The sequence below is a fragment of the Pantoea sp. B566 genome (genome assembly GCF_024793925.1).
Taxonomy (GTDB): domain Bacteria; phylum Pseudomonadota; class Gammaproteobacteria; order Enterobacterales; family Enterobacteriaceae; genus Pantoea; species Pantoea ananatis.
The window spans coordinates 171,867-198,499 of the sequence record NZ_JANUQL010000002.1 but is presented as its reverse complement, the minus strand read 5'-3'; the positions used below and the strand labels follow the sequence as shown (position 1 = coordinate 198,499).

The 26,633-nt window shown below is 51.6% G+C and carries 24 protein-coding genes, 1 pseudogene and 1 riboswitch; of the genes and pseudogenes, 14 read left to right on the top strand and 11 right to left on the bottom strand.

The features are described from left to right. Positions 1 to 2,190 precede the first annotated feature (2,190 nt). The 4 genes and pseudogenes from NYE92_RS00905 to NYE92_RS00890 all read right to left on the bottom strand — a co-directional run. Positions 2,191 to 3,302, bottom strand: a pseudogene (locus NYE92_RS00905) (integrase core domain-containing protein); the annotation flags it as partial. 345 nt (positions 3,303 to 3,647) lie between these two features. Beyond that, positions 3,648 to 4,619 (bottom strand): ParB family protein, encoded by a 972-nt coding sequence (locus tag NYE92_RS00900; RefSeq protein ID WP_013028021.1) that lies wholly within the window; start codon positions 4,617 to 4,619, stop codon positions 3,648 to 3,650. Positions 4,620 to 4,626: 7 nt separating this feature from the next. Further along, entirely contained in the window at positions 4,627 to 5,826 is a 1,200-nt protein-coding gene (locus tag NYE92_RS00895; RefSeq protein ID WP_013028020.1) for an AAA family ATPase, read from the bottom strand. Positions 5,827 to 7,667: 1,841 nt separating this feature from the next. Next, a complete protein-coding gene (locus NYE92_RS00890) occupies positions 7,668 to 8,597 on the bottom strand; it encodes a RepB family plasmid replication initiator protein (protein WP_013028019.1) in 930 nt (309 codons plus the stop codon). 479 nt (positions 8,598 to 9,076) lie between these two features. Here NYE92_RS00890 and NYE92_RS00885 point away from each other — a divergent pair, with 479 nt between their 5' ends. Further along, positions 9,077 to 10,447: an aldehyde dehydrogenase family protein gene (locus NYE92_RS00885; RefSeq protein WP_259018381.1), complete on the top strand. Its 1,371-nt coding sequence runs from the start codon at positions 9,077 to 9,079 to the stop codon at positions 10,445 to 10,447. 141 nt (positions 10,448 to 10,588) lie between these two features. Here NYE92_RS00885 and zigA read toward each other — a convergent pair whose 3' ends face one another. After that, positions 10,589 to 11,821, bottom strand: a complete 1,233-nt coding sequence (gene zigA / locus NYE92_RS00880; RefSeq protein WP_013028017.1) for a zinc metallochaperone GTPase ZigA — start codon at positions 11,819 to 11,821, stop codon at positions 10,589 to 10,591. 217 nt (positions 11,822 to 12,038) lie between these two features. On the opposite strand from zigA, the gene NYE92_RS00875 reads away from it, so the two are divergent. From NYE92_RS00875 to NYE92_RS00860, 4 genes are read left to right on the top strand one after another with little or no spacing between them, the layout of a single operon-like run. Next, positions 12,039 to 13,565: an ABC transporter substrate-binding protein gene (locus NYE92_RS00875; protein WP_029571305.1), complete on the top strand. Its 1,527-nt coding sequence runs from the start codon at positions 12,039 to 12,041 to the stop codon at positions 13,563 to 13,565. Beyond that, positions 13,565 to 14,500, top strand: coding sequence for an ABC transporter permease (locus NYE92_RS00870; protein ID WP_259018431.1), 936 nt, complete (start codon positions 13,565 to 13,567; stop codon positions 14,498 to 14,500). The genes NYE92_RS00875 and NYE92_RS00870 overlap by 1 nt, the downstream gene beginning before the upstream one ends. Then, positions 14,497 to 15,276 (top strand): ABC transporter permease, encoded by a 780-nt coding sequence (locus tag NYE92_RS00865; RefSeq protein WP_022622827.1) that lies wholly within the window; start codon positions 14,497 to 14,499, stop codon positions 15,274 to 15,276. The genes NYE92_RS00870 and NYE92_RS00865 overlap by 4 nt, the downstream gene beginning before the upstream one ends. Further along, on the top strand, positions 15,273 to 16,706 hold the full coding sequence (locus NYE92_RS00860) for an ABC transporter ATP-binding protein (protein WP_259018380.1): 1,434 nt from the start codon (positions 15,273 to 15,275) through the stop codon (positions 16,704 to 16,706). Before NYE92_RS00865 ends, NYE92_RS00860 begins: the two co-directional genes overlap by 4 nt. Before the next feature lie 22 nt (positions 16,707 to 16,728). Here the strand turns inward: NYE92_RS00860 and NYE92_RS00855 are convergent, their stop codons facing one another. Then, the gene (locus NYE92_RS00855; RefSeq protein WP_014604694.1) at positions 16,729 to 17,277 is read right to left on the bottom strand and encodes a helix-turn-helix domain-containing protein; all 549 of its coding nucleotides are present in this window, start codon (positions 17,275 to 17,277) and stop codon (positions 16,729 to 16,731) included. A gap of 94 nt (positions 17,278 to 17,371) precedes the next feature. On the opposite strand from NYE92_RS00855, the gene NYE92_RS00850 reads away from it, so the two are divergent. The 6 genes from NYE92_RS00850 to NYE92_RS00825 all read left to right on the top strand — a co-directional run bounded on the left by NYE92_RS00850 (position 17,372) and on the right by NYE92_RS00825 (position 21,536). Next, a complete protein-coding gene (locus NYE92_RS00850) occupies positions 17,372 to 18,043 on the top strand; it encodes an AzlC family ABC transporter permease (protein WP_013028011.1) in 672 nt (223 codons plus the stop codon). Then, positions 18,040 to 18,360, top strand: a complete 321-nt coding sequence (locus tag NYE92_RS00845) for an AzlD domain-containing protein (protein WP_116197832.1) — start codon at positions 18,040 to 18,042, stop codon at positions 18,358 to 18,360. Before NYE92_RS00850 ends, NYE92_RS00845 begins: the two co-directional genes overlap by 4 nt. Before the next feature lie 58 nt (positions 18,361 to 18,418). Continuing rightward, positions 18,419 to 18,538: riboswitch (TPP riboswitch) on the top strand. A gap of 138 nt (positions 18,539 to 18,676) precedes the next feature. After that, positions 18,677 to 19,609 carry an FAD-dependent oxidoreductase gene (locus NYE92_RS00840; RefSeq protein ID WP_013028009.1) on the top strand — a complete coding sequence of 311 codons (933 nt, stop codon included), beginning with the start codon at positions 18,677 to 18,679 and terminating at the stop codon, positions 19,607 to 19,609. After that, entirely contained in the window at positions 19,606 to 19,803 is a 198-nt protein-coding gene (thiS, locus tag NYE92_RS00835; RefSeq protein WP_116197833.1) for a sulfur carrier protein ThiS, read from the top strand. The genes NYE92_RS00840 and thiS overlap by 4 nt, the downstream gene beginning before the upstream one ends. Positions 19,804 to 19,805: 2 nt before the next feature. After that, positions 19,806 to 20,564, top strand: a complete 759-nt coding sequence (locus NYE92_RS00830; protein ID WP_116197834.1) for a thiazole synthase — start codon at positions 19,806 to 19,808, stop codon at positions 20,562 to 20,564. A gap of 9 nt (positions 20,565 to 20,573) precedes the next feature. Next, on the top strand, positions 20,574 to 21,536 hold the full coding sequence (locus NYE92_RS00825) for a HesA/MoeB/ThiF family protein (protein WP_019105885.1): 963 nt from the start codon (positions 20,574 to 20,576) through the stop codon (positions 21,534 to 21,536). 13 nt (positions 21,537 to 21,549) lie between these two features. Here NYE92_RS00825 and NYE92_RS00820 read toward each other — a convergent pair whose 3' ends face one another. The 3 genes from NYE92_RS00820 to NYE92_RS00810 are packed head-to-tail and all read right to left on the bottom strand — an operon-like array spanning position 21,550 to position 23,097. Continuing rightward, a complete protein-coding gene (locus NYE92_RS00820) occupies positions 21,550 to 22,017 on the bottom strand; it encodes a GNAT family N-acetyltransferase (RefSeq protein ID WP_014333264.1) in 468 nt (155 codons plus the stop codon). A 49-nt stretch (positions 22,018 to 22,066) separates the two neighbouring features. Then, positions 22,067 to 22,669, bottom strand: a complete 603-nt coding sequence (locus tag NYE92_RS00815) for a LysE family translocator (protein ID WP_041457914.1) — start codon at positions 22,667 to 22,669, stop codon at positions 22,067 to 22,069. Between the two features lie 53 nt (positions 22,670 to 22,722). Continuing rightward, positions 22,723 to 23,097: a VOC family protein gene (locus NYE92_RS00810; protein ID WP_024471497.1), complete on the bottom strand. Its 375-nt coding sequence runs from the start codon at positions 23,095 to 23,097 to the stop codon at positions 22,723 to 22,725. A gap of 66 nt (positions 23,098 to 23,163) precedes the next feature. Between NYE92_RS00810 and NYE92_RS00805 the strand changes: the two genes are divergently transcribed. Then, a complete protein-coding gene (locus tag NYE92_RS00805; protein ID WP_259018378.1) occupies positions 23,164 to 23,577 on the top strand; it encodes an SgcJ/EcaC family oxidoreductase in 414 nt (137 codons plus the stop codon). 62 nt (positions 23,578 to 23,639) lie between these two features. Here NYE92_RS00805 and NYE92_RS00800 read toward each other — a convergent pair whose 3' ends face one another. Both NYE92_RS00800 and NYE92_RS00795 read right to left on the bottom strand, forming a co-directional pair. Further along, positions 23,640 to 24,053, bottom strand: coding sequence for an ASCH domain-containing protein (locus NYE92_RS00800; protein WP_042676316.1), 414 nt, complete (start codon positions 24,051 to 24,053; stop codon positions 23,640 to 23,642). Positions 24,054 to 24,106: 53 nt separating this feature from the next. Beyond that, positions 24,107 to 24,658 (bottom strand): thioredoxin domain-containing protein, encoded by a 552-nt coding sequence (locus NYE92_RS00795; RefSeq protein WP_014598224.1) that lies wholly within the window; start codon positions 24,656 to 24,658, stop codon positions 24,107 to 24,109. A gap of 355 nt (positions 24,659 to 25,013) precedes the next feature. On the opposite strand from NYE92_RS00795, the gene NYE92_RS00790 reads away from it, so the two are divergent. After that, entirely contained in the window at positions 25,014 to 25,598 is a 585-nt protein-coding gene (locus tag NYE92_RS00790; protein WP_078829115.1) for a flavin reductase family protein, read from the top strand. A 12-nt stretch (positions 25,599 to 25,610) separates the two neighbouring features. Beyond that, positions 25,611 to 26,627, top strand: coding sequence for an NAD(P)-dependent alcohol dehydrogenase (locus tag NYE92_RS00785; protein WP_078829116.1), 1,017 nt, complete (start codon positions 25,611 to 25,613; stop codon positions 26,625 to 26,627). Positions 26,628 to 26,633: the final 6 nt, after the last annotated feature.

Sequence of the window (26,633 nt, the reverse complement as noted above, 5' to 3'; positions counted from 1 at the left end):
TAACAAAGCCCCCTACCCTTTACTTACCTGAAGCTCAGTGCTGGCTAATAGCCACTGACCATTATTGCCTTGAAACGCGCATGATACATGAATTGTCACTGAACTCTCATCTCTCCATCTCCACCCATTACCGCTTTCACTCTGCGGTCATGCTGGCAAAGACATTTTCGTCTTGAGAGATACGTATGTTGTCGAATCGCCGCTTGTGCCTTGTCTTCGTGAACGCTTACGCCAGTCGCACTCCACGCCGGGCTGAACAGTTTCAGTTAACGAGGAAGGCTGCGCGCTTTTCGGCTTGAATGCTGAACCAGTGGCTATCTGCTCATAAAAAGAAATCGTGTAAGACTCCCATTTACACAAGGCTGATATACGTGCCGCAAATTGCCATTAGGTGCATAAGATAAATTTCAGCCTGAAATCGCCAACATTTAGGTGTTACTGATTACAGTGAACGTTTAAGTGGCATTCACTGTAATCAGTGAAAGAGGAAATAAAAACCAGCCAGAGGATGAATGATTTTTTTGAACGTCAAAAACACAGGCAAACCTGTATATTATGTTAAATAATCGGGCACGGTCGCAAATTTTCGCCCCTGAAATCGTTGATGTCCTGAGAAGACAGCGACGTATTTTTCCTTCGATTTGGCTAAAACACGTTAATACCGTCACGTGGATTTCCCTTCGTGGCGAGTCGTCATTTTTCTGCTTTAAAGCGATTTTAAGCCTGTTAAAGACAGTTGTCCCCAACCCGCCATCATATGAAGAATACTTTTAACCCGGGTGAGCAACGCATCTTAACCGTTCACTGTACACTGCAACCCAGATACCTATGTAAAGCCTGGATGATGCGATCAAAAAACCCTGCCTAAATGGCCACTCGCCAGCGAGGCTTGCCTGTTTTCATAATGACTGCTTTCAACAATTTCATGCAGCAAACCCATTGATAAGTATGAATTTCAGCCTGAAATCGCCAAACAGGTCATTTGCGGTTGCTGATTACAGTGGTTGTGATTCGCTGTAATCAGTATCGAAAGTCATTCCCGTGATTGAAGCGGGATGTAGCCTCAGCAGGATGAAATAAACAAAACTCAGCCAACATGAGCATGTTATGAGTGAAGACCAGAACAGTTAATCTCAAAAGAATCTCGTTGCCGATTCACTGTAATCAGTTTTTCATCATGGATGGGAATGTGACAGTGCCACACACAGTCGATAATCAAGCCTATGACCTACGTTTACAGATTACAGTGAACGTCGGGTTGGCCTGAATGCAGTTTGTAGTATTTAGTAAAAACATCATGCCAACGCCAGAAGCCGTTAGCTTTCGCCCGGGCATCACTGTTCTGTAAGGAATGGCGTTTTCTCCTCCTGCAGGCACTGATGCGAATTTGATAAAATGCTGTACAGCATCAGGCTTTTACTTTCATTAGCGCCTAACAGAACGCTTTCGCTCTCCAGCCTTGTCTGTTACTGATTCGAATAATACCTGGGCTGAAACGGGTTTTGTATGATGACTGCACCGACTTCAGCTTGTCGCTGTGCATTCTGTCGTCGTGTCAGCGCTCGTTTTCATTAAATCGTTGTTTTATCAACGTGAGGGCAATTGCCAGGTGTGAATCTGTTCCGATTAAACGAAAGGCCAGAGTCATGATGCAAACTGCGACATGTTTTTTAGCATCGGGGCATGAAACCAACTCCATGTGCTTAACTTACTTACTCCTGAAACGCCTATCAGTAAGGCGAAAGATTGGCGCATGTCTCTGTCATTAAGGCTTTCTCAACTTATCCACTTTTTCTGTGGATAACTAAGGGATATTTTCTGTATATCAATTTAACCAGAGTTTGACCGGGACGTTCGTCTTCAAAAAAATAACAAAGCAAAACCCTGACGCATTGACTTCTCTCAGAAACCGAGGGATTACTTTTTATCTCTGACTGAATTTCAGGCTGAAATCGCCATCATAAAAACAATATTTTTCATGAAGATAGGGTTGAAAAAAGCGTCGCTTTCGCCCTGACACCGATAATCCACACACTGCTAAATCTCTTATTGCAATCACAGCAACACCGCTAATTGAGATGCCGTCGAAAAATTGCTGTATCCGTCTCTGTTTGTGTAAATATCGCGCAGACTGCATCCAATAAAAATCATCGACGTGATTTGCCCCCACAGCATTGAGCACAATAGACCGTTAGCCATGTCGATTGGGTTACCTTCTCTGTTAGCATTTTCCCAGCCCACTGCTAACCTCGCTGACGTCAGATAAATCACTCAGGAATGAGGCTGAAACGCTTATAGTCCTTCCGCCAGTCGTTAATGTTTTTTTTGGGTGAACACTTTCGCTTAACCCGAGCTTAATCTGACACGCCTTTAGAAAACTACCATTTAAGCTTTCGATAACCCCATAGGTATTTGATCGCCCGGCTGAATAAGCCGAAGCTTAACGCCATGCGCAAAGGTCCACTGGTTCAGTGCCCGCCAGGTAAACGCTGGTGCAGAGTCTGGTCTGATCTGGTCTGGTCTGGTCTGGTCTGGTCTTAACGTTACCGGATAGCCATGAAATAGCACAATACTGTCCAGAATACGTGTGACCTGCATACCAGATATACCTGAGGTAAGAGAAACTGACAGGTATTCATTGGTAAAATAATCAACGCAGATATAACACTTTATTCTGCGTCAGGATGCCTGTGCGTCCATGACGAAATACGGTGACCACGACAGACCAGGAGCAGCAAGACGGAGCAGAGGAAGGCGTTCTGTAATCCGTACTCTACGACCTCGCCTGCAATTAACACCCGGGCCGCTGAGATGGTAAAGGCATCACAAGTACTTGTGATTAACATGCAGGCCTTCTCGTTGCCGTAGTTTCCCGCTATACGGCGCTAACCGAAACGCCGTCGCTCAGGTGGCAGCGCAATCGAGCGCCCTGAAAAATTCGCATCTGCCACCGGAGGCTGCTTCTCATGGCAGCAAGTCGACAGGAACAAATCAGCATACGTGCACGCACGAGGTCGTGACAGACTCATCACTTCACACCTCACTGCAACCGCTTCCCGCTTGCGATCTGTCGTCAGTATTATCGGCTCAACCACCTGTAATGCATCTTCACTCAGGCATCACTTCTGCAAGTCACTTCCTGAGACGGGCTCTCTCTTCTTCAGACGTTTTACTTCAGGGAGTGCAAAGCCATTAAATGTCTTACGCCAGGCGCAAAAGTTTGTGTCAGAAATAATATGCTTATGGGAGGAAGTGCCAGCCTCGGCTATGCAAGCGATACTGATGATCTGTTCGTACAAAATCTGTCTTCATTGGGATGTCCTCGCGTTGTTATAACATCATGTTGTGGCCAGCAACGGGGAGCAGGTCAGTCGAATCAAAAATCCTTTAGCACCGAGGCAGACAACCACATTAAAACCACAGGCGGCAGGCGGCAGGCGGCAGGCGGCAGGCGGGAAATATAGCGAATTTCATTTTGGGAAAGTAAATTAAAAAATTTAAAAAACAGTATCTTAGAGATAAATTTCAGGCTATTTATTTGGCGATTTCAGCCTGAAATTCGCTATAGCGATATCGAATATTACAGGGATAAAGGAAATATGAGGGAATAAAAAACCAGACAATCAGTTTGCCTGGTTTGATATGTTTCATCGGGTCATATACTTCTTTAATGTCTCAGCAATGACCTTATCAAGCTCGTCCTGGAGTTCTTTCGACTGGCGGTTAAACTCATAGCTAAACATTCTTCCTCGCGTTTTTTTGCGCGCAAATCGATCCTTATCAGCAAAGGACCAGAGAGCCACCGCTGTGGTTTTATCTTTCTCAGGTTCTTTAACAAGCGTCTGGCTACCCTGACGAATCAACCTCAGAATCGTGTTTTTTAACTCGTCCTCAGCCAAACCATCACGAGCCCTGACAACATCGATTTCAGCCGAGATAGCGTTTATCAATGCCTCGACGGTTTGCCCGGTCTCACTCAGTTTATCCGCAGCCTGAAGCAAGGCTTTATAATCAGGATAAGTCAGCTCTGACTGATTAGGAAAAAGAGAGATCAAATCAGCGGGAACGCTGGCAGCTTGTAAAGCACGGGTGACCTTGGCTTGCGACAGACCCTGATTTTCAGCAATCTCTTTTTGGGATAAGCCGCCGTCTTTGAGCGCCAGTAATCGCATCCCGACTTCACGCAAATTATGCTCACGAGCCGTCTGAATATCCTGCGCAAGCCTGCGTGCCTCATCCGGAGTGATGACCGCATCGGTCACAAGAATATCCAGACCGGTTTTACAATAAAGTGCTGCCGCGCGACGTCGTGAGCCGTCCAGTATCTCTATACGTTCGCCCTGCATCACACCAATGGCAGGGAAAAACTGCTGAAGCTTAATCGTGCGGATAATATCCCGCAGTGAGTCAGGCGTAAGACCAGACTGATCGCGACCATTCGTTTCCATGGTCACAAAGGTTTTGCTTTCTATCTCATTCGCAGGAATGTGTTCAAAACGGAATACGGCACGTTTTCCTGTGGCAAGAACAAACGTCTGCGAAGGGTTATCAGAGAGTTTTTCTGTGTTTAACGGTGTCTGGCTGAAGGTTCTGCCGATCGTTATTCTTTTCGCACTCATAAAAACCTCAGTTCAGGCGGATAAATTCAATGCGGTCAAAAACCGCTTTAGCGAAGTCTTCGGCGGCAGAACGAGCGTTTTTCAGCGCCTCACTGCTACCTACATAGGTTGACGGGTTAGCCGATATAACCGTGTCAAACGACTCACCGCAACGCTCAAAACCATCCAGACGGGGCAGGGTTGCGTCCAGCATGTCGCCGCCGAAAATTTCTTTAGCAAGGCTGTGGCAAAGTTTATGGTCTGCTTTGTTAGAGAGCTTTGACATAAACCCGATATTGCCCTGGAGACGGCATACGGCTCCCGACTCTTCAATAATGCCAATCAGCTCTGGTAAACGAGTCAGGTATTTGAGGGTAGAGTGGAAATCAACCTGTGCCGGTGGGACTGGAGTCATCAGGAGATCGGATGCGGCGATCGCATTCTTTAAAAATGCATCCAGATGTGGGCCACTGTCGATGAAGATGAAGTCGTAATCTTTTTTAAGCTTAGACACGACATTATCATATAACACCGAATGAATGTTTTGCCCTGGCAAATGAGTGGCACACAGCTGATCCCAACTTGATGCAATAAATGCGTCATCTATTGATGCAGGTAATACGTCCACACCAGGAATAATGGATGAAACGATAAATTCACTTACCAGCTCATCCCGTGTGACGTTTTGTAGCATCGCCTGAGCGGCAGTCGCCTCCACGAGCCCGACAGAACGCTCGTGATTCAAAAACATCGTGGCAGAAGACTGTGGGTCGAGATCAATCACAAGGATGCGCAGGTCTTCATATAAAAGGTGAGGGTGAGCCCGAAGAGCGTGAGCCAGAGAAACAGTAGAAACCGTCTTGGAAACGCCACCTTTAAGATTTCCCACAAATAAGGTAAAGGCTTCAGTGTGACGATCGCGATATTTCGGCACGCCGCGATGATGATAGATATCAATAATGTTCTGAATGGACATGGCGTACTTCACCGAGCTACCGGCGGCGCGCTTATCGAACTGATAACCACTCTCTTCCATTTCGTTTACGGCATAATCAACGCTGGCGCGGGTCAGTTTTGGCAGTTTAGCCAGAGCCGCCTTGGCATAAATTTGGTAGTAGCTGTTTTCCTGCAACTCAAGCTTTTGTGCCTGAATTTGTTCAGTAAGGCTCAATAACATGCGTTCGGAACGCTGAGCAACTTTCATGACCTGACTATCATCGTTAGCCATACTTACTCCAAATGTGTAGGATTTATGAATTTATACCTAAATCCTGCACACAAGGCAACAAGTTATCATATCAACGCAATACTGTGTTAAATGTAGGACTCCTGATTTCTGTGACTTTGTTCGCACAATTCACTGTGATGAGCGGGACACATCTTGAGCTCGCGCACTTGAAATACCGCCAATTCATCTTTACAGCCTTAACCTTGACGCTTGATCCAGCACACGATAAAGCTGACAAATTCTATCCCCTGTAAAAGCTGGTAAGAAAAGGCATCAATAACAGTGTCGAACGTTCACTGTAATCAGTGAATGAATGCATTCGAATTTTTGCAGACCTGAAGGAGGTCAATTCAGTTCCAATACGTGTTAACCGTAAGCAGGAGGGCCAGGCCAATATGCTGATTTAAGCGCATGTCTGGAGCACAGATTCATGCCGGTTGGCAGCGGTAAGATCGCTAAACTGAAAGATTCACTATAGTCAGCAAAAGATTCACTGTAATCAGTAACGAGGGATGGGTGCATCATGAGTTCTGGCCGATGTGTGACCCTGCTGTGAAGCCGGTAGACAAAAGGGTACTGAGTTGAACGCACTGGCAACTGGCAACTGGCAACTGGCAACTGGCAACTGGCAGGGTGTCATATCCCGTTTTTCAACGAAAGAAAAGGGGAGTCATTTCACAGGGCGCCAACAGAGGATTCACTATAATCAGCAAGTGCAGCGCTCAGTATATTCACTGTAATCAGTAAAAGTTATGGGTAACTTTAGGCATTCACTGTAGTCAGTAACCTTCCGCTTTCATTTTGATGGCCCCTTTACGAGGAGTCATCAGGCTGGCCTTTCCCACAGCCAGACTCTAACTTAAACGCAGAACGGCTATGGGACTGAGTTTCAAACATTCACTGTAATCAGTAAATACACATCCAGCCAAACACCTCATACGGGGTTGAATGCTAAACAACTCAATCGACTTCCACCAGCCCCAGCATGGTCAGAGCATTCACTGTAATCAGTATACTTCGTAAGTCCTGACCCGCGGGTCAGTGACCAGAATCAGGCCACGTCTCATCATGGGCGGGCTTACGGGTGAGAGGGGATTCACTGTAGTCAGTAAAACATTCACTGTAATCAGTAAAAGAAGGAAAGGAATTCGGTTGGCTGCAAACGGAACCTGGCCGCGTCAGATGGGATGTTCACTATAATCAGCAAACGTGATTTTCATTTAACCTGCCAGTATCTCAACATTCACTGTAATGAGCTAAGTGTTCACTGTAGTCAGCTGACTTCGTGACAAATGCTGAAGCTTCATCCCAAACGGCACACATCATTCACTGTAATCAGCACTGGCTTAACCCTGTCACTTTTTTTTTAGCGGAAAAGCACCCAATTGGAACAGGAAAGGCAGGGCAAATAGCCAGCAAAACAGAGGTAAAAAAAGACACTATTAAACAATGGGTTAACTCTAACATTCACTGTATTCTGTAAATAACAAAGCTCAGTAAATTCACTATAAACAGTATGACGACGCGGAGGTTTGCTTTCGAGCCGACATTCACTGTAATCAGTAAAAGCGGTTTAAACGCACGGAGAAAGGTGATCTAAAAAAGGTTAGTAAGTGCAAGCTAACTTATAAGCTATTGATAAAAATGCACTTAAAAAAGGGACGGCGAAAGTAGAGATATGGACCAGCTCACTTCTACTGATTACAGTGAACACGACTGATTACAGTGAATGGCCAGCCAACTGCCTGGAGAATTCAGACGAAAGTGATAGGCATACGTGTCACTTTTTAGCAAAAGTGACACTGCAACGCGAGGAGTACTGATTACAGTGAACGTTAGGATCAGTCTTCAAAATCGATGTCATCGAGCGTATCGATTCCTTCCAGGTTACTGATTCCATCGAGTTTCGGTGTTCTGCTGTGAATGATGAAAAATACGGAGCGGCCTCGTTTGACTTCAGAGTAATCAAGGTAGCCAATCTCTTTAAGCTGTTCCATCGCGCGCCGTACCACGTGATTCTGTGTGGTAATCTTTGAGCCAAGATTGAGCCGCATACGTAAGCGGGCAAGAGAGATAGGCGCAGGGTTGGTCGGCAGGCTCTCCAGGAACGTATAAAGCGCCTGAGCCGATTCTTTACGCTTAAGGCGTGAGATAGCCCTCAGCTGCAGTAAAACCTTGTGGTCGAAGTTATACAGCTCAAAGAGCTTGGGATCAGCCTGTATGCGGACAATGTCTTTTTCACGATCGTAATAAGCTGACTGTACCAGATGCGTATGATAGGCCTTACCGTTACCTTCAAAAGAGAGAGTGTTCGTCGCAATACGGCGTAACGAAGCGTCGAGTCGCTTACGCAATGCGGCAGAGGAGTTGGCGGAGGGAATACCGCACATCTTCACGAAATCAATAAAAGGCAGGGTTACCGTATCACCCTGTGTAGGGTAACGGGAAAAAGACTGAATAATACCGGCCCAGGTCTTAAAGTCATTATCCATATCCAGTCTGGCACCGGTGATGGTAATCTTTTCATAACCTTCCGCTTTAACCAGAGAGAGGTTTTTAAGCTCTTTGGTGGCATCGGTTGAAGCCATAGCACCAGAAATGCCCCGCGCTGTGGATTTAAGCGTGGGAACAAAGAGTCCCAGACGCATTAAGGCCACGGGCTGAACGGTATTATTTTTGTTGGGATGAAGCTGAATAACTTCACCACTGTTTTTGGTCACAGACAGAAAAGGCTCTAGTAACGCTTTGTTTTCACTATCTTTATCTGCCATTGGATAAGATCTTCATTCTGTGGATAAAAAGGATCGTTTTCTGATTACAGTGAACATTAGCACTGATTATAGTGAACATTCTACTGTGTATAGTGAATAAAGTACTGATTACAGTGAATACTTTACTGATTACAGTGAATGCAAACACCCTCTCAGCCCTTGTGTGGTGCGGCCTGCGACGATCGGGGATCTCTTTGGATCTATAAGGGATCTCTTTATGATCGTTATATAGGAACTATTCACTGTATAAGTGGATAACTTGCCTGAAACACATATGGCATTCACATTATTCAGCCGTCTGTCCGGATCCGTTCTGCCAAAATAGTTACGTGCTGCTCGTCGTGTTCGCCTGAGCGAAACCTGGCGTGATAAAGCTAGCACTTCATTTTTTATAAACAACTTGCTCAGCATTATTCATTTTTCATCAGCATTATCCCGGCGTATGGTGACAACATCACTTATTGAAAAGGATCGAAACCATGACTGACTTTGCCGTGTCACGTAATCCAACCACGGGCGACATTCTCGCCAGCTATCCCATGCAGAACGCATCTGAACTGGAACAGGCATTAAGCACCAGCGCGGCTGCGTTTAAAAAATGGCGAAAAAGCAGCATGGCATCACGCGTAACGGTGCTTCGCCAGCTCGGTCATCAGCTTCGTGAACGCGAGCCTGAACTGACACGCATGATTACCTTAGAGATGGGTAAACCCGTGGCGCAGGCGAGAGCGGAGATCCTGAAATGCGCCAATCTGTGTGACTGGTATGCAGAATTTGGACCTGCGATGCTGGAAGACCAGCCATCACAGGTACCTGATGCGTGGCAGTCCTTTCGCCCAATAGGCGTAATACTGGCCGTCATGCCGTGGAATTTCCCCTTCTGGCAGGTTCTGCGCGGCGCCGTAGGCATGCTGCTGGCGGGTAACACCTATCTGCTTAAACACGCGCCCAACGTCATGGGAAGCGCAACGCTGATGGCTGAGTTATTTGATGCAACCGACCTGCCAAAGGGCGGTTTTAATCTGATTAACGTTGATAACGAAGGTGTCTCAACCGCTATCAAAGATGATCGTATTGCTGCAGTCGCAGTAACAGGCAGTGTTCGGGCTGGTGCAGCGATCGCAGCACAGGCGGGCGCAGCGTTGAAAAAGACCGTGCTGGAACTGGGCGGATCAGATCCTTTCATCGTGCTGGCTGATGCAGACCTCGATGAAGCGGTGAAATCTGCGGTGACAGGCCGTTATCAGAATACCGGACAGGTCTGTATGGCGGCTAAACGGTTCATCATTGAGGCATCCATCGCAGAGGCATTTGAGGCCCGTTTTGTAGAGGCTGTCAAAGCGCTTAAAATCGGCGATCCTTTGAATGAGGACACCTATATCGGACCAATGGCCCGCGCCGATCTGCGTGATGAGCTGGATCAGCAGGTACAAGCCAGCCTGCGTGAGGGTGCCCGGTTGGTGTTAGGCGGTGAGAAAATAGCAGGGCAGGGCAACTATTACGCCCCCACCATCCTTTCAGACGTCACCAGCGAAATGACCGCCTTCCGGCAAGAGCTGTTTGGTCCGGTAGCGGCGATTGCCGTGGCCCGGGATGCGGAGCACGCTCTGGAAATCGCTAATAACAGCGAGTTTGGGCTGAGCGCGACCGTCTGGACAGGCGATGAGCATATGGCTGCCCGGATGAGCGAAGAGCTGGAAGTGGGCGCTGTGTTTATTAATGGCAATGGCGCTTCAGATCCGCGCGTCACCATTGGTGGTGTGAAAAAGAGTGGCTATGGCCGCGAACTGTCACATTTTGGTGTGCATGAGTTCTGTAATGTGCAGACGATTTGGAAAAACCGTCGGTAATCCACGTTCTGGCTTCTGGCGACAACAACAATAAAACAGGCGCATGACAATGCGCCTGTTTCTTATCACTTTCAGCCTTCATGCAGAACAGACAAACGGGTTTTCTATTGCGAGTCAGAGGATGCACTCAGGATATAACGATCAGGAATCAGCATCACCAAACCAGCCCGGCATGGGATCCGGAAGCGTTACCCAGTATTCGGGGCCCTGAGCCATTTCCAGCGGCGTTAACAGCGCAGCGTCAAGCGCGCTGCGCACCTGATCTTCATCCATTTCAATGCCGATAAAAACCAGTTCCTGTCGGGCATCGCCAATCCCATCCAGCCAGTTCTCAGCAATAAAATTCAGAGACTCGCTGTCTCTGGGCCATTTGTCCCGCGGAATGCTGGCCCACCAGCTCCCGGCATAACCATGCTGTGCGACCGCACCGGCCTGTGACCACATCGCCGCATATTCCGGACGGCTGGCCAGCCAGAAATAGCCTTTCGAGCGAATGACGCCATCAAGCTGGTGGTTAACAGCATGCCAGAAACGTTCTGGATGAAAAGGGCGCCTGGCACGGTAAACAAAACTGCGAATACCATACTCTTCTGTTTCAGGCTGATGCTCGCCGCGCAGCTCTTTCAGCCAACCCGGTGCCTGTGCAGCCTGATCAAAGTCAAACAGACCGGTATCCAGTACCTGATCAAGGGGAACGTTACCAAAGTGGCTGGTGATGATACGCGCTCGTGGATTCAGCGAATGTAACATCGCTTTAAGCGTCCGTTGCTCATCCTCCGTGATGAGGTCAGTCTTATTAACCACCAGCACATCACAGAATTCGATTTGATCGACCAGAAGATCGACGACAGATCGCTCATCTTCTGCCCCAAGAGATTCTCCTCGTGCCTGAAGCGAGTCGACCGAACGGTAATCCTGAAGGAAGTTATACCCATCTACGACGGTGACCATGGTATCTAACCGCGCAATAGTGGATAAACTCTCCCCGTCCTCATCGGCGAAGGTGAAGGTTTCTGCAACCGGAAGCGGCTCAGAGATGCCGGTCGATTCTATGACAAGATGATCAAAGCGGCCTTCCTGCGCCAGCCGTTTGACCTCCAGTAACAGGTCTTCACGAAGGGTGCAGCATATGCAGCCATTGCTCATTTCCACCAGCTTTTCGTCGGTACGAGAGAGTTCAGCTCCGCCATTACGCACCAACGCCGCATCAATGTTGACTTCAGACATATCGTTAACAATCACTGCAATGCGTCGACCCTCGCGATTATTAAGAATGTGATTTAGCAGTGTCGTTTTACCTGCGCCGAGAAATCCTGACAGTACAGAAACAGGCAAGCGGGGATCGGGTGAGTCCGGTAAGGAATGAAGCGCCATGAGAGATCCTTAAAATCAGTGTCATTTAATATGTTATAACATAACAAAATGGCGGTGATTTTCAACACTGTTTGTCAGGAATAGCAAAACACAGGATCGTGAAACTGCTGAGTGACTATCCCGTTTTCGACTCGACATGTTCAGATGGGTTTTGCTTTGGGTTGATATGTTATAACATAATATTTCTGGGTAACATTATGTGGTTAAAAGACATATTATGAAACAACTTAAGCACCTCCTTCACAGCACGCTTGCGTGCCTGTTATTTGCCTCCTTGAGTGCCGGTGCTGCCGAAACAAAACCGGTCCGTATTGCCGCCCCATTTGAAATTAAGGGTGCCGATCCCGCTCTTTCGGGTGATATTTTACTCCGCATGGATGTGGTGGAAACGCTGGTGGAGACGGATGCTAAAGGAGCCCCTGTTCCAGCGCTGGCTGAGAGCTGGCAGGCTTCTCCGGATGGTCTGCAATGGCGCTTTACACTGCGTCCAGGCGCCCATTTTCACGACGGTTCCCCTGTTACTGCTGAAAGCGTGGTGAAATCACTTAACATCGCCCGCGGTAAGCCGGGCTTGCTGGATAAGGCACCGATAACGTCGATTGTGGGTGAAGATCGACAGGTCACCATCACACTCAGTGAACCTTTTACACCGCTACTGGCGGTGCTGGCAGAAAGTCGTTCACAAATTCTGGCGCTGGCATCATGGGATAGCACGAACGCTGTCACGCGGATCATTGGCAGCGGTCCGTTTCAGCTGGTAAGTTTCCAGCCGCCTCAGGCGCTGAGCGTAAAGCGATTTGAGGGTTACTGGGGGGAAAAACCGGCCATCGCTGGCGCTGAATTTTTATCTGCGGGACGCGCTGAAACACGCGCACTGCTGGCTGAAAGCGGAGACGCCGATTATGTTTTTAACCTTGATGCCGCCAGTCGGCAGCGCCTGTCACATAAAAGATCTCTGCAGCTGCTTACCGTTTCCGTTCCGCGAACGGTGATGCTCAAACTGAATCTGGCACATCCCTTTCTCAGCGACCACACCACGCGTGAGGCGTTAAGCCTGGCGATTAACCGGAGTGCGCTTGCTAATGCGGTTTTGCGCTATCCGGGGGCGGCGACACAGATGTTCCCGCCTTCGATGGCCGAGTGGCACAATCCGGCATTGCCCACGCTGGATTACTCACCACAGCGTGCAACAGCATTGCTTACGCAGTCAGGCTGGAAAGCCGGTCAGGATGGGATACTGATCCGTAATGGACAGCGTTTTACGCTCACGCTGCTGACCTATCCGGACCGTCCTGAACTGCCGCTCATCGCGATGGTGATCCAACAGCAGCTGCGTCAGATCGGAATCGATGTCGTCATTAATTCAACTAACTCCAGTGAAATCCCCGCTCGTCATCACGACGGGAGCCTGCAGATGGCGCTTTTCGCCCGTAATTTTGCCTTAACGCCCGATCCCACCGGTACGCTGCTTCAGGATTATGGCCCTCAAGGCGGTGACTGGGGAGCAATGAACTGGCACGACAAGGCCTTTAACGAGGCGCTCGGTACGCTATCGCAGAGTCATGATCCTGCGGTGCGACAAAAGGCCAGAGAGGTCATTACTACGGCTTTCCAGCGCGATTTGCCGGTTATTCCCATCGCCTGGTATCAGCAGTCAGCGGCAGTTAATGCCAGCCTCACCTCGGTCACGCTGGATCCGTTTGAACGCCATTTTGGCCTGCGTGATATGCAATGGGTGAAATGATGCTTAAACAACTCAGCTGGCGCCTTTGTCAGGCCGCCTTCGTCATTCTCGCGGTCGGGATCTTAACGTTTGTTCTGGTACAGGCATTACCGGGTGATATGGCCTGGCGTATCGCATCGGGACGTTATGGTTATGATAGGGTCGATCTGGCAGCGGTAGCCCAGGTAAAACAGCAACTGGCGGATATGACCGCCCAGGGAAGTGCGCTGGGGCAGTGGATGTGGGATCTGCTGCGCTTCAACTTTGGCCGTTCACTGGTATCGGGTGAGCCTGTCAGTGGCGAACTGGTCTGGCAATTGAAACAAACGTTCGCCCTTGCCGGCTTTTCTCTGTTACTGACCCTGCTGCTGATTATTCCACTCGGGATTTGGGCAGGCTGTCATCCCGGCCGTTTCCTGGACCGGGCCATTAACGGCGCTGCCGCCATTCTCAAATCGGTTCCGCATTTTGCTCTTGGCCTGCTGCTTATCGTTTTGTTTGCGCTGCGTCTGGACTGGCTGCCCAGTGCCGGGCAGGGGAACTGGCGACATTTCATCCTGCCGTCAGTGACGCTGGCGCTGCCGCTAAGTGCCGTGGGCGCTCGGGTCGTACGTGAGGCGACATTCCAGGCTGTAACGGCCAGCTGGTATCGCTGGGGGGCACAAAAGGGTCTCTCTCAACCGCGTCTTTTCTGGCGTCACGCCCTGCGTAATCTCAGCGTTCCGGTCGTGACCTGGATCGGCATGCAGTTCGTCTGGCTGGTGGAAGGCGTGGTGGTGGTGGAAACGCTGTTTGCCTGGCCAGGCATTGGCCATGCGCTGGTCCATGCGATTTTTGCCCGGGACGTGCCCGTGATACAGGCCAGCGCAATGGTACTGGGGCTGACGTTTGTCACCCTGAACATGCTGGTCGATGGTTTGTGCTATGTGTTGGATCCAAGGGGGAAACGCATATGACCTTTCGTCAAAAAACAGGTCTGGCAATTATTCTGGCGTTGCTCGCGTTTGCCTGGCTGGTGCCGCTATTCGGGGCTGGGGATCCTGTGCAGCAGGACCTGTTGCAGATGTTACAGCTTCCCTCTGGGCAGGCCTGGTTGGGCTATGACCATCTTGGCCGCTCAATGCTGGCCCGGTTAAGTGCGGCACTCAGGTTATCACTGGGCCTGGCAGCGATATGCGTTATCACGGCACTGATAATGGGCACGCTGGCGGGGATCATGAGTGCCTGGCGCGGCGGTTGGGTGGACAAGGTGTGCAACGCATTAGCGGATATGTGCCTTGCGCTTCCCGGTCTGCTGCTGGTGCTGTTGTTAGCGGCTATCTCACCTGACTCGCCAGAAATGTTGTGGCTGGGGATTTCACTGGTGCTGTGGGTCGAGTTTTTCCGCGTGACGCGAGCCACCCTGCGACCCGTTGTTACGTCTCCCGCCGTCCAGTCCTCTTCACTGCTCGGTTTCTCGATACGCTATCTGTTTCGCAGACACTTATGGCCAGCCATGGCGCCCTTGTTGCTGACGTTAACGGTCTATGCGTTTAGCAGTGCCGTTATGGCGGTGTCCGCATTGGGATTCATCAGCGTGGGGGTTCGCCCACCGACACCAGAACTGGGGCTGATGATGACAGAACTTTTTCCCTATGCCTGGGAAGCGCCCTGGCTTCTACTCCAGCCCGTGCTGGTGCTTTTTTTGTTACTGACTGGCATGAATTTATTAGTGAATAAGGATCGGATATGACGGGCATAGTAATTAAACAGGTCGCCGTTTACGCCGAAGACTGCATCGTCGAGCCCGTGAGCATGGTCATTCAGCCGGGCAAACCCATGACGCTGGTGGGCGAAACCGGATCGGGAAAAAGTCTGTTCGCCCAGGCCATCATGGGGGCGTTACCAGAAGGACTCCGTGCCACAGGCACGGTTGAGATTGACGGACAACGTTATGATCTCCAAACCGATCTGGCCCGTCTTCGCGCTCAGTGGGGGCATCGCATCGCGTCTTTGCCCCAGGAACCCGGGCTGGCGCTCGATCCAACAATGCATGTCAGCGCTCAGGTCGCGGAAGGTTACCGGTACGTGCGGGGCTTAGCCAGGAGGGATGCACAACAGGCCGCGGCACAGGCACTCGACCAACTGGGGCTTGCGCATGCCTCTGCGCGTTTTCCCTGGCAGCTTTCAGGGGGAATGGCCCAGCGGGTTTGCTTTGCGGCTGCTCGCGCGGGGGGCGCGACGCTGCTGATTGCAGACGAGCCGACTAAAGGGCTGGACGTCGCGCGGCGGGATGAAATGGGTAACCTGTTAAATACGGCGGTGGCTCAGGGTGAAACCTTGCTGACGATCACGCACGACATTGCACTGGCCCGGCAGTTAGGTGGTGAGGTCATGGTGATGCATAAAGGCAAAGTCGTTGAGCAGGGCAGCGCCGGGCAGGTGTTATACCGTCCACAAGCGCCTTACACCCAACTGCTGTTGGCGGCCGATCCTGAGGCCTGGGCGCCAGGCTCGCGCGTACCCTGTGATGAAACCATCGTGTTACAGACAGAGGGCCTTTCTCTGAAACGGTCAGGGAAGCAACTGTTTCACAATGCCTCGCTAATCTTCCGGGCCGGCGAAATCGTGGGGCTTTACGGCGAAAGCGGCTGCGGTAAAAGTAGCCTGGGGGATACGCTATGCGGTTTGATAACGCCCGATGCGGGCAAGGTCGTGCGTCCAGGGGCTGCCAGTAGGTTACGTTATCAAAAACTTTATCAGGATCCCTCAGCCATATTTCCACCTGATATCGCGATGGTCAGGGTTATCGATGATGTGCTGCGGCTGCACCACGCCACGGTGAAGCGACGTGATGAACTGATGGCACAACTGGGATTAGCGCACGCGTTGCTGAACCGTCCGGCTTCGGGTTTGTCAGGCGGCGAGCTTCAGCGCTTTTCACTGCTCAGGGTGATGTTACTGGACCCTGTGTTTTTATTTGCGGATGAGCCGACGTCGCGCCTGGATCCTGTCGTTCAGCAGCAGACGCTGGCGTTGATTAGCGAACTGGCCACACAGCAACGCTGCGCCATTTTGCTGGTCAGCCACGATCTCGCCTTACTGGAGAAAAGCGCGCATCGTGTTATCTCACTGGCTTCCCTCAGCCAGAGCGCCGCAATAGCCCAGGAAGTCTGTGTTTAACCGAAGGCAGGGAAACCTGCCTTCACACATGCTCCATGACCAGCACAGCCAGCGTATCTGGCTCAAGCGCACGAAAAATATGCTCAGTGTCGCCCGGGTAGCTGATGTAATCGCCTACCTCAAGCTCAACGGGTGAATCAACCGGTCCAACCTCTGCGCGCCCTTGCGTCAAAATTAAATGTTCGATGGTATTCGGTGAATGCGGCTGTGAGCAGCGTTCGCTGCCGGGCTGTATGTGCAGCAGATAGATATCCCGTCGTGCGCCCGGTGGACAGGTAGCCAGTAAGACGGCTTTGTAATCAGCCTGCTCAGCAGCCACCGTGGGGCCTTCTCCGCGGCGAATAACCTGTAACCGATTCGTTTCCGGCTCCATCAGGCGTGCAAATGGAATATTGAGCGCGACACAGAGCGACCACAACGTCTCAATACCCGGATTGCCGTTACCGGCTTCAAGCTGAGACAGGGTCGATTTTGCAATCCCCGCCCGGCGAGCAACTTCAGCCAGCGTCAGGCCGGCACGCTGGCGTTCTCTTACTAAACCTCGGGCAATGATATCAATGGGCGTGCTCATCACTTTTCCTGTTCGTTAAAATGAACGTATCGTTCGTCTTGTAATACATATCCGATGTTCATTATAATGGATTTATCGTTCGTTATGGGATTCGATGTTGATGCTGGCAAAAAAATTCACGCTGGATAAAGGCGTTATAAAAGCAATTTTTCTGGTCTGTATCGCAGATGGCATTGTCGGCCTGTCTTACGGGTCGCTCGCCACTGCTGATGGCTTTCCGTTTTGGGTACCGCTGGCGTTATCAACGCTGGTGCTGGCTGGCGCATCGGAATTCTTATTTATTGGCATCGTTGCCGGCGGTGGCAGTCCGTTAACCGCGGCGGCGGCAGGTTTGCTGGTCAACGCCCGCCATCTTCCCTTTGGCATTGCGGTTAAAGACTTAGTGGGCAGAGGCTGGCGGGGGGCGCTCGGCTGTCACATTATGAACGATGAAAGTGTGGTGTTCGGCATCTCTCAGCCGCAGCTGGCTCAACGCCGCAGTGCGTTTTGGCTGTGCGGCATCGGTATCGGATTGATCTGGCCGTTCACCGTCATGCTCGGGGCCGCGATTGGCCAGTTTATCCCGAATATTTCCGTTATCGGTCTGGATGCGGTTTTTCCCGCCATTCTTATCGCACTCATCTTCCCGGCGTTACGCAAACCCCGAACCCGCATTCCTGCGGCTACCGGCGCCGTGCTGTCGCTGGCGGTCACGCCATTTGTTCCAGCAGGGATGCCTGTTCTGTTTTCGTTGTTAGGGCTGCTTACGTGGAGATCGCGTAAATGAATCATCCGATGATAATTGCAGGCATTGCCTTGCTGGCTGCCGGAACCTATGCCATTCGTTATGCGGGCGTCAAACTGGGTAACCGGTTGCCTGTCAGTGAGCGCACGCAAAATGTGTTATCCGATGCGGCCACGGTACTGTTACTGGCCGTTGCAGCCACCACCACGTTGTTCGAAGGTCAGCATTTTGCCGGGATGGCAAGGCTGCTGGGCGTGTCGTTTGCCATTTTTCTCGCCTGGCGCAGGGCGCCGCTGATCGTCATCATTTTTGGCGCAGCCTGTATGACCGCTCTGCTGCGTTACCTGAATGTGCCTTAGTCGCTAACGACAAATTGCTGCATCAGCCTTGACGTAAGGCGCGGCTTAAAATAAAACTAGAACCCGTCAGGGGAGTCTCGCCAAAGAGACTGAGAGGCTAATAGCGCAATGCGCGGCTTAGCGACCCTTAGAACCTGACCCAGTTGATACTGGCGTAGGAAGACGGGTATCTTTGCCCCAGGCAGATACTTGCCGCAGAGTCTGCTTTTGCCGGGCTCATGCTTTTTCCCTTCTTGTATCACGGGTCTCTGACTGTTAACAGAGAGGCCAAAGTGAAAATCCTGTTTCTGATGTTACCCTGTCAGGTTGGCTGGCAATGAGCCGCTGGTCAGTGCTCGGCAGCGGCGTGTCCGGATTGTGTATCGCCACGCTACTGGCGGAGCAAGGTGAACCTGTCGAAATCATTACCTTACCGGACTGCCGCGCGGCATCGCACTGGGCTGGCGGTATGCTGGCGCCCTGGTGCGAAGCGGAAAGTGCGCCACAGCAGGTCGTTGACTGGGGTCAGTATGCTGCGGCATGGTGGTCGGCCCGGGTCAGCGGCGTGGAACAGCAGGGTACCCTGGTGATTGCGCCCCCGCGCGACAGTGCTGAGTTAACGCGTTTCGCTAACATGACCTCATCACATCAGTGGGTGACGCCGGCAGAGATTGAACCTGCGCTGGAAGACCGTTTTGCCCGTGGCTTGTTCTTTGCCGCAGAAGGTCATCTTGATCCCCGGCTGGCAATGCAACAATTACAAACGCGTTTACTGAATGCGGGTGTCCGGTTTCACCCGGGTAAACCCAGCGGGAAAATTATCGATTGCCGGGGTATTCATGCCCGGCAATCCCAACCCGAATTGCGTGCCGTGCGCGGTGAAATGGTTATTCTCCACACCGACGAAATAACGTTTTCCCGTCCTGTTCGCCTGCTGCACCCGCGTTTTCCCTGTTATCTGGTGCCCAGGGCACAGGGGCATTTTATGCTGGGCGCGACCATGGTCGAAAGCCAGGATGACAGCCCAATCAGCGCGCGCGCTATGATGGAACTGTTAAGCGCAGCCTACAGCATCCATCCCGCCCTCGCCGAAGCACGAATTATTGAAAGCGGCACAGGTCTGCGTCCGGCTTACCGCCACAATCTGCCCGAAGTGCGTTACGAAAATGGCATTTTTTCTATTAACGGCATGTACCGTCACGGCTTCCTGCTGGCCCCGATGATGGCCGAGAAGCTTATGCAACAACTGACGTCCGAGGGAGTGCGATGAAAATAGAACTGAACGGCCTTGCTATTGAAACCGAAGCCCACACGCTGGCTGAATTACTCGTGGAACAACATATCGATGCTGGCTGTGTCGCCAGTGCCGTGAACGGCGAATTTGTTCCCCGGGAGCGCTATTCCTCAGAGCCGCTTGTGGCGGGTTGTCGTCTTGAAGTGTTATCGCCGATGCAGGGAGGCTAACGATGTTTTATGACTTTAGCGGACAGTCACGTTTTTTACTGGGCACTGCAGGTTATCCCTCGCCGGATATTCTGCAACAGGCCGTTGGCGCATCCGGCGCCGAGATTATTACGGTGAGTCTGCGTCGTGAAGGAAGCCAGGGTGGAGCCTTTCGCGATCTCCTGAAAACCTTAAATAAACGCGTTTTACCCAATACCGCAGGCTGCCACACGGTGAAAGAAGCCGTGACGACTGCGCATATGGCGCGGGAATTGTTTGCCACGTCCTGGATCAAGCTTGAGGTGATCGGTCATGCCGATACCTTACAGCCCGATCCCTTTGCCCTCGTCGAAGCAGCACGTATTTTGTGTGCAGAGGGTTTCCACGTTTTCCCTTACACCACAGAAGATCTGATTGTGGGCGAGAAACTGCTGGACGCGGGCTGTGAAGTGCTGATGCCGTGGGGGGCGCCCATCGGCTCAGGCCAGGGATTACGCAATATCGAGGGCTTACGCACGATGCGTGCCTGGTTTAAGGACGTTCCACTCATTATTGATGCCGGGATCGGTGCGCCGAGCCAGGCGGCTCAGGCGATGGAATTGGGGTTTGATGCTGTGCTGTTGAATACCGCCGTGGCGAAATCCAGCGATCCGGTTGGTATGGCTGGCGCATTTGCGCGCGCCATTGAAGCGGGATATCAGGCACGTCAGGCTGGCATGATGGAGCGTCGCGACATGGCTGCCGCCTCTACGCCCGTTTTCGGCCTGGCGCAATTTCGCTAAGGAGCAGAGATGGCACGTTATCAACGACAGACAATGCTGCCAGAAGTGGGCGAGCAGGGGCAGCAGGCTTTGTCCGCTGCCCGCGTCTTAGTGGTTGGCGCGGGTGGACTGGCTTCCACGTTATTACCGCTCCTGGCGGGCGCTGGCATCGGTTATATCCGGCTCTATGACGACGACGTCGTGGCGCTGCATAACCTGCATCGTCAGACGCTATTTACGACTGCCGATATTGGCGAGCCAAAGGTGTTTTGCGCCCAACGTGCGCTGGCACAGCGTAATCCTGATACGGTGGTTGAAGCACATCCCGTAGCGTTACAGGCAAGTCGTATTGAAGAAGCACTGGTGGATATTGATTTAGTTATCGACGCTGCGGATAACTTCGCGGTGACTTATCTGCTTTCCGACAGCTGCTTTGCCCGTAACCTACCGCTGGTTTGCGCTTCGGTGCTGGGGCGACAGGGTTATGCAGGCAGTTTTTGCGGCGGCGCGCCCAGCTATCGCGCACTGTTTCCACAATTACCCAAAGCCTCAGGTAACTGCAACACCGCAGGCGTGCTGGGACCGGCGGTTGCCACCCTTGGCGCCTTACAGGCGCAGATGGCGCTCAGCATTCTGCTGCACCTTTCGCCCTCACCACTGGGCTGTATGATCAACTGTGATTTTGTCTCGTGGCAACTGCGTCAGTTCCGGTTTGATAATGCGCCTGAGCCCGAAAAGGCCGGCATCCCGTTTATCGATCCTGCTTTGCTGACCCCCGATGACTGCGTGGTGGATCTACGGGGGACAGAGGAAGCACCTGTCAGTGTCAGCCAGTATGCACAGCGGATATTGCCACAGCACATTGCCGGCTGGCAGCCGCCCGCGGATAAACGCATTGTTCTGGTCTGTGCCAGCGGCATGCGTGCTGCTCAGGCCGCGTTGGCCCTGGAGGCGCGTGGCTGCCAGCGGCTGGCGATTATTGCAGATCGGTAATACAGGCGGCTGATTACGTCTGGGCATCGCGGTTGGCCTGATAAATATCGGGCCGGGTGATTGTCCAGGCATAGTCGGGTTTGTTTACCGGCTGGTAGCCAAATTTTTGATATAACCAGGGCGCGGTTGAGGTGAAGAGCAACAGCCGGCGCAATGTGTTAACCACGGGATGTGACTGACAGCATTCGATCAGCCATCCGCCCAGTCCTTTGCCCTGGCATTCTTCAAGTACATATACATCGCACAGGTACGCAAAGGTCGCGTAATCAGTAATGAATCGCGCAAAGCCAATCTGCTGCTGCTGATGAAAAAGCCCAAAATTCAGGCTGTTTTCAATTGACCGCGCGACCGTGGCGTAATCAATTCCCGCTGCCCAACTTGAACGGGTGAGGTAACGGTGTATTGCCCCGATATCCATCTGCGACTTATCCGTCGTAACGGCATACTCGCCGTTATGCCAGTGCTGAACAGGTGCCATCATTTTTCCCGTATTCCTTGTTTAAGTATGAGAGTCGGTGGCGAAAGACCTGTCAGGCGATAAGAGTGCGTACGGCAATGCCGATAAGCAGTAATCCACCACCGATATTGACGTAGCGTTTCAGCGCGACAGGATTGATTTTTTGGGCCGAGAAGACCAGCGCCTGGCTGAAGAGCGCTAACCACAGGCTCATCACGACAATGTGCACTGTTGCCAGCGTCAGAAAGGCATCAATACCGGCCCTGTCGCCAACAAACTGTGAAACCACCGTCAGGTAAAACAGGATAGCTTTGGGGTTAGCGACATTAGCCAGCCACGCACCTTTAACGGTAATTGCGCTACCCGTTGTCTTGAGCACGAATGCCCTGGTCCTGATGCCAGTGATAAATAAAAGGCCGCCCAGCCAGAACAGGTAAAGTACGCCAGCCATTTTTAACAGGGCAAACAGCGCGGGGGACGCAACCAGCACTGTCGACAGGCCCAGACCGATCAGCAAAGCATGCGTATAAATACCCAGCGCGGTACCAAGCAGCGTTTTCACCAGCCCCCTGCGGCCAGCCGTAAGCGCGCTGTTCATCGCCAGCGTGAAACTCGCGCCGGGAGAAAGGGCAATCGGTAGAAGCGCAGGCAGAAACCCTGTCAGGTTAATCTCCATCCGCCACCGGCTTGTGGGAGCGCTTCAAGGCGCACATCAAATTCGTTAAAAAATTATGCCGGATTATAAAAAGCACACAGCTTATTGCCGGTTGGATCCCGCAGATAGGCGACGCATCTTCCATCCGTTTCTCTGACATGAGGCGGTGTTTCAGCCGAAGTGCCGCCGTTTTCGAGACCTTTTTGATACCAGTTGAAAACGTCTTCAGAGGAGGCCATGGTAAAGCCAATGGTACCCCCGTTGGCAAAGGTCGCGGGCTGGCCATTAATGGGCTGAGTGATAATAAAACGCTGGTGATTTTTAACGTAAAAAGGGCGCCCCAGGGCATCAATGCCCTGATCTTCGCAACGGATCACAGCAAAAACAGCATCGTAGAATTTTTTAGCTTGCTCAATATTATCCGTACCAACAACCATATGGCTAAACATATATAACTCCTTTTTAACATTGATGGCGATATACTTAGCACACCCGCTATGTGTGAGGAAGTGCTGATGAATGACCATCCCGTTTTAGAGGTTGTCAGGTTATGCGACCGGGCGATATCAGCCGGTAATTATGATGCCCTGATGAAACACTATGCTGCCGATGCCAGCCTGGTTGTGAAGCCCGGAATGACCGTTACGGGTCGCGTAGCCATTCGTCGCGCCTTTGAAGCGATTGCAAATTATTTTCAGCATCAGCTGGTGGTAGAGCAGGGCAGGATGGAGGTCATTGAGGGCGCAGGCACCGCGCTGGTGATTATGGAAACTGTGCTGCGCTATCCCGATGGGCAGGGACAGTCCGTAGAAAGCACCCGCCGTGCCACCTATGTATTTCGGCTGGAAAGCGATAACCAGTGGCGCTGCACCGTGGATAACTCCTATGGCACTTCGCTACTGGATCCTTTACTGAGTGAGCAGGGCTGATTATGGTATGCACTGCGCGATTTAGGCCGTTAATCCGGACAGCGTGCGGATTAACGGCTGATTCAGATGATTTCAACAAGTTGAAAGGTCTCAAATATCAGTTCCATTTCAGTGCTAAATCCACCGTTACGCTGAAAAAAGCGTTGATGTTCACGCTGCCAGTACTCAAGGCTCAGGTCACCTTCGCCTTCCATCATGGCCATCTCCGGCGTAACGCGATCGAAGCGTGTTACAAACAGCCCCGTCGTCCTGATGACGCAAACCGGATTATCCGCGCCGTTTAAGATGATGCTATAGCCGCCGGGTTGCGGTTTCACGTCATCTTCATACCAGCCTTGCAGAGAACTGCAGGTGGCGATTTTTTTGCCGGTAAGGACCAACGTGGCCAGTTCATTGGCCAGATCGGGTGAATCGCCAAACGACCAGGCCAGTGCGTCAGGGTATTTCGTTTTAATCTGTTCAAGCGTCATCGTCATATTAAGTCCTTTTACAGCAGGGCCTGAATGGCTGCTTTTGGGCAGCAAGTCTGTCAGGCCAGAATACGTTTTGCCCACTCATCAACCGTATCACCACTGCCGATATCGGGCTGCACCAGGCCATTAATCATAAAGGTGGGTGAAACATGAATACCGTTCTGGCGGGCATATTTACAGTGCCATTTGATCAGGTTTTGCAAATCAGGCCGGTCAAATGCCGCATAAGCATCGACGCCGCTGTACTCCCTGAGTCTGGCGAGAAGCTGATTAGGCGTAACGTCTCGGTTTGGACCACGACAATGGTCTGTAAACTCAAAGGCTTCCCGATGATCGGCAACGGCCTGCAGAACCGCTTTAGCCGCCGCTTTACTTTCTACCGATGCCGCGAGGATGTAGCGCACGATTACGCCAGAGTACATGTGCCAGGGCTGCGACTGAAGATGAATTTTGAGTGTCATTTTATCTTCACCAACCTGCTCTAACAGCGCATCGAATTTGTTAAACGCGCGTACAGAGAAAGGGCAGGTGGGTTCGATAAAAACCTCAAACACCTGTGGACCTTGTCCCCAGACAAGAGGTTCAGCCTGTAGCTTGTCATTGTTCATAGCAACTCCCGTTACGATGGTTAAAATTCTGCTTCACTGACTGTGACAAACTTACGCTTATTCTGCCAGGTGATCCTGCCAGCAGCCGTGAATGCAGACTGATAAGGATTAGTCTTATTTCTCATCTTTCATACCAAACCGAACTAAAATTATCCCTTCAGCGGTTCCGCTTGTCGTGCAACCTGTTTAAAATTTCAAGATTGTTAAATCATGATATTAAACACTATTTTGTCAAGCTAAGGCACAAAGCGGCAAGTTCATCTGAGATAAAAACCGCTAGAGTACCGGGTTCATCAACCTGCAAACCGGGTGTACTGGCGTTATATTGCCTGACCCAGTCATTAAGGATTTTCGAATGTCGCACTTTCGTCCTGTTGCGCTGGAACACGCAAGCCGTTTGCTGAACCACGGACCGACTATATTAATAACCAGTCGGGATAGTCAGTCACAGCGTCGCAACATCATGGCCGCAGCCTGGTCCGTTCCCGTCGAATTTTCGCCGCCGCGGGTAGCGATTATTGTGGATAAATCGACCTGGTCACGTGAGCTGATTGAAGCCAGTGGTGCATTTGGTATTTGTGTCCCTGCCGCGCAATTTGTCGATCTGGCTTATGCCGTTGGCAGCACGACCGGGCGCGACCAGGATAAATTTGCGGCTTTTGATATTCAGGCCAGCGAGAGTCAACACTTCGGTGTGCCTCTGTTGGAAGAGAGTTGTGTTGCGTGGATGGAATGCTGTCTGTTACCTGAAACCGAAGCGCAGCAGGCGTACGACACGCTGTTTGGTGAAGTGGTCACCGCTGCGGCAGACAATCGGGTTTTTTACGACGGTCGCTGGCATTTCGATGACAGCAACTCAGCGCTACACACTTTACATCATCTTGGCGGCGGTCAGTTCGTGACAGTTGCAAATACGCTGACCGCCAAAACAACGCGTTAAATGAGGTACAGAATGACAATTAAGAGTTACGCAGCCATGCAGGCGGGACAAGCACTGGAGCGTTACGACTATGATCCCGGCCCGTTAGACGCTGAAGATGTAGAAGTTGAAGTTGAATACTGCGGCGTATGCCACTCAGATCTGTCGATGATCGATAACGAATGGGGAATTTCAGCATATCCCGTTGTTGCCGGTCATGAAGTAATTGGACGCGTGGCTGCGCTTGGCGAAAGTGCCAAAACGAAAGGCCTGAAAGTGGGACAGCGCGTGGGCATCGGCTGGACAGCCAAGAGCTGCCAGCATTGCGATCCCTGCATCAGCGGCGATCACGTCAACTGCGCCAATGGCACCACAACCACGATTGGCAACAATGGGGGCTTTGCTGACAAACTGCGCGCCAACTGGCAGTGGGTTATCCCATTACCTGAAAAGCTGGATGCGGCCACGGCCGGCCCTCTGCTGTGTGGTGGGATTACCGTCTTTAAACCCTTACTTATGCATAACATTACCGCGATGAGCCGCGTTGGCGTGATCGGTATTGGTGGTCTGGGCCACATCGCCATTAAGATTCTACACGCGATGGGCGCAGAAGTTACGGCGTTCAGTTCTTCAGCCAATAAGAAGCAGGCTATTCTGGACATGGGCGCCGATCATGTGGTGAACAGCCGCGATCCGGAAGCTTTAAAAAGCCTGGCGGGCCAGTTTGACCTGATTATCAGCACGGTCGCCGTCGATCTCGACTGGCAACCCTACTTTGCGGCCCTGGCGCCTCGCGGTAAGTTCCATACCGTGGGTGCCGTACTGAAGCCGTTTGATGTGCCGGCTTTCAGCCTGATTTTAGGCGACCGCGCCGTGACGGGTTCTTCAACCGGTTCACCTGCGCAGCTGCGTTCACTGCTGAAGCTGGCTGGCCGTAGAGATATTGCGCCGACAGTGGAGTACTTCCCGATGTCGAAAATCAATGATGCACTGGACCATGTTCGTGCAGGTAAAGCCAACTACCGTGTGGTTCTGAAAGCCGACTTCTAATCCCTG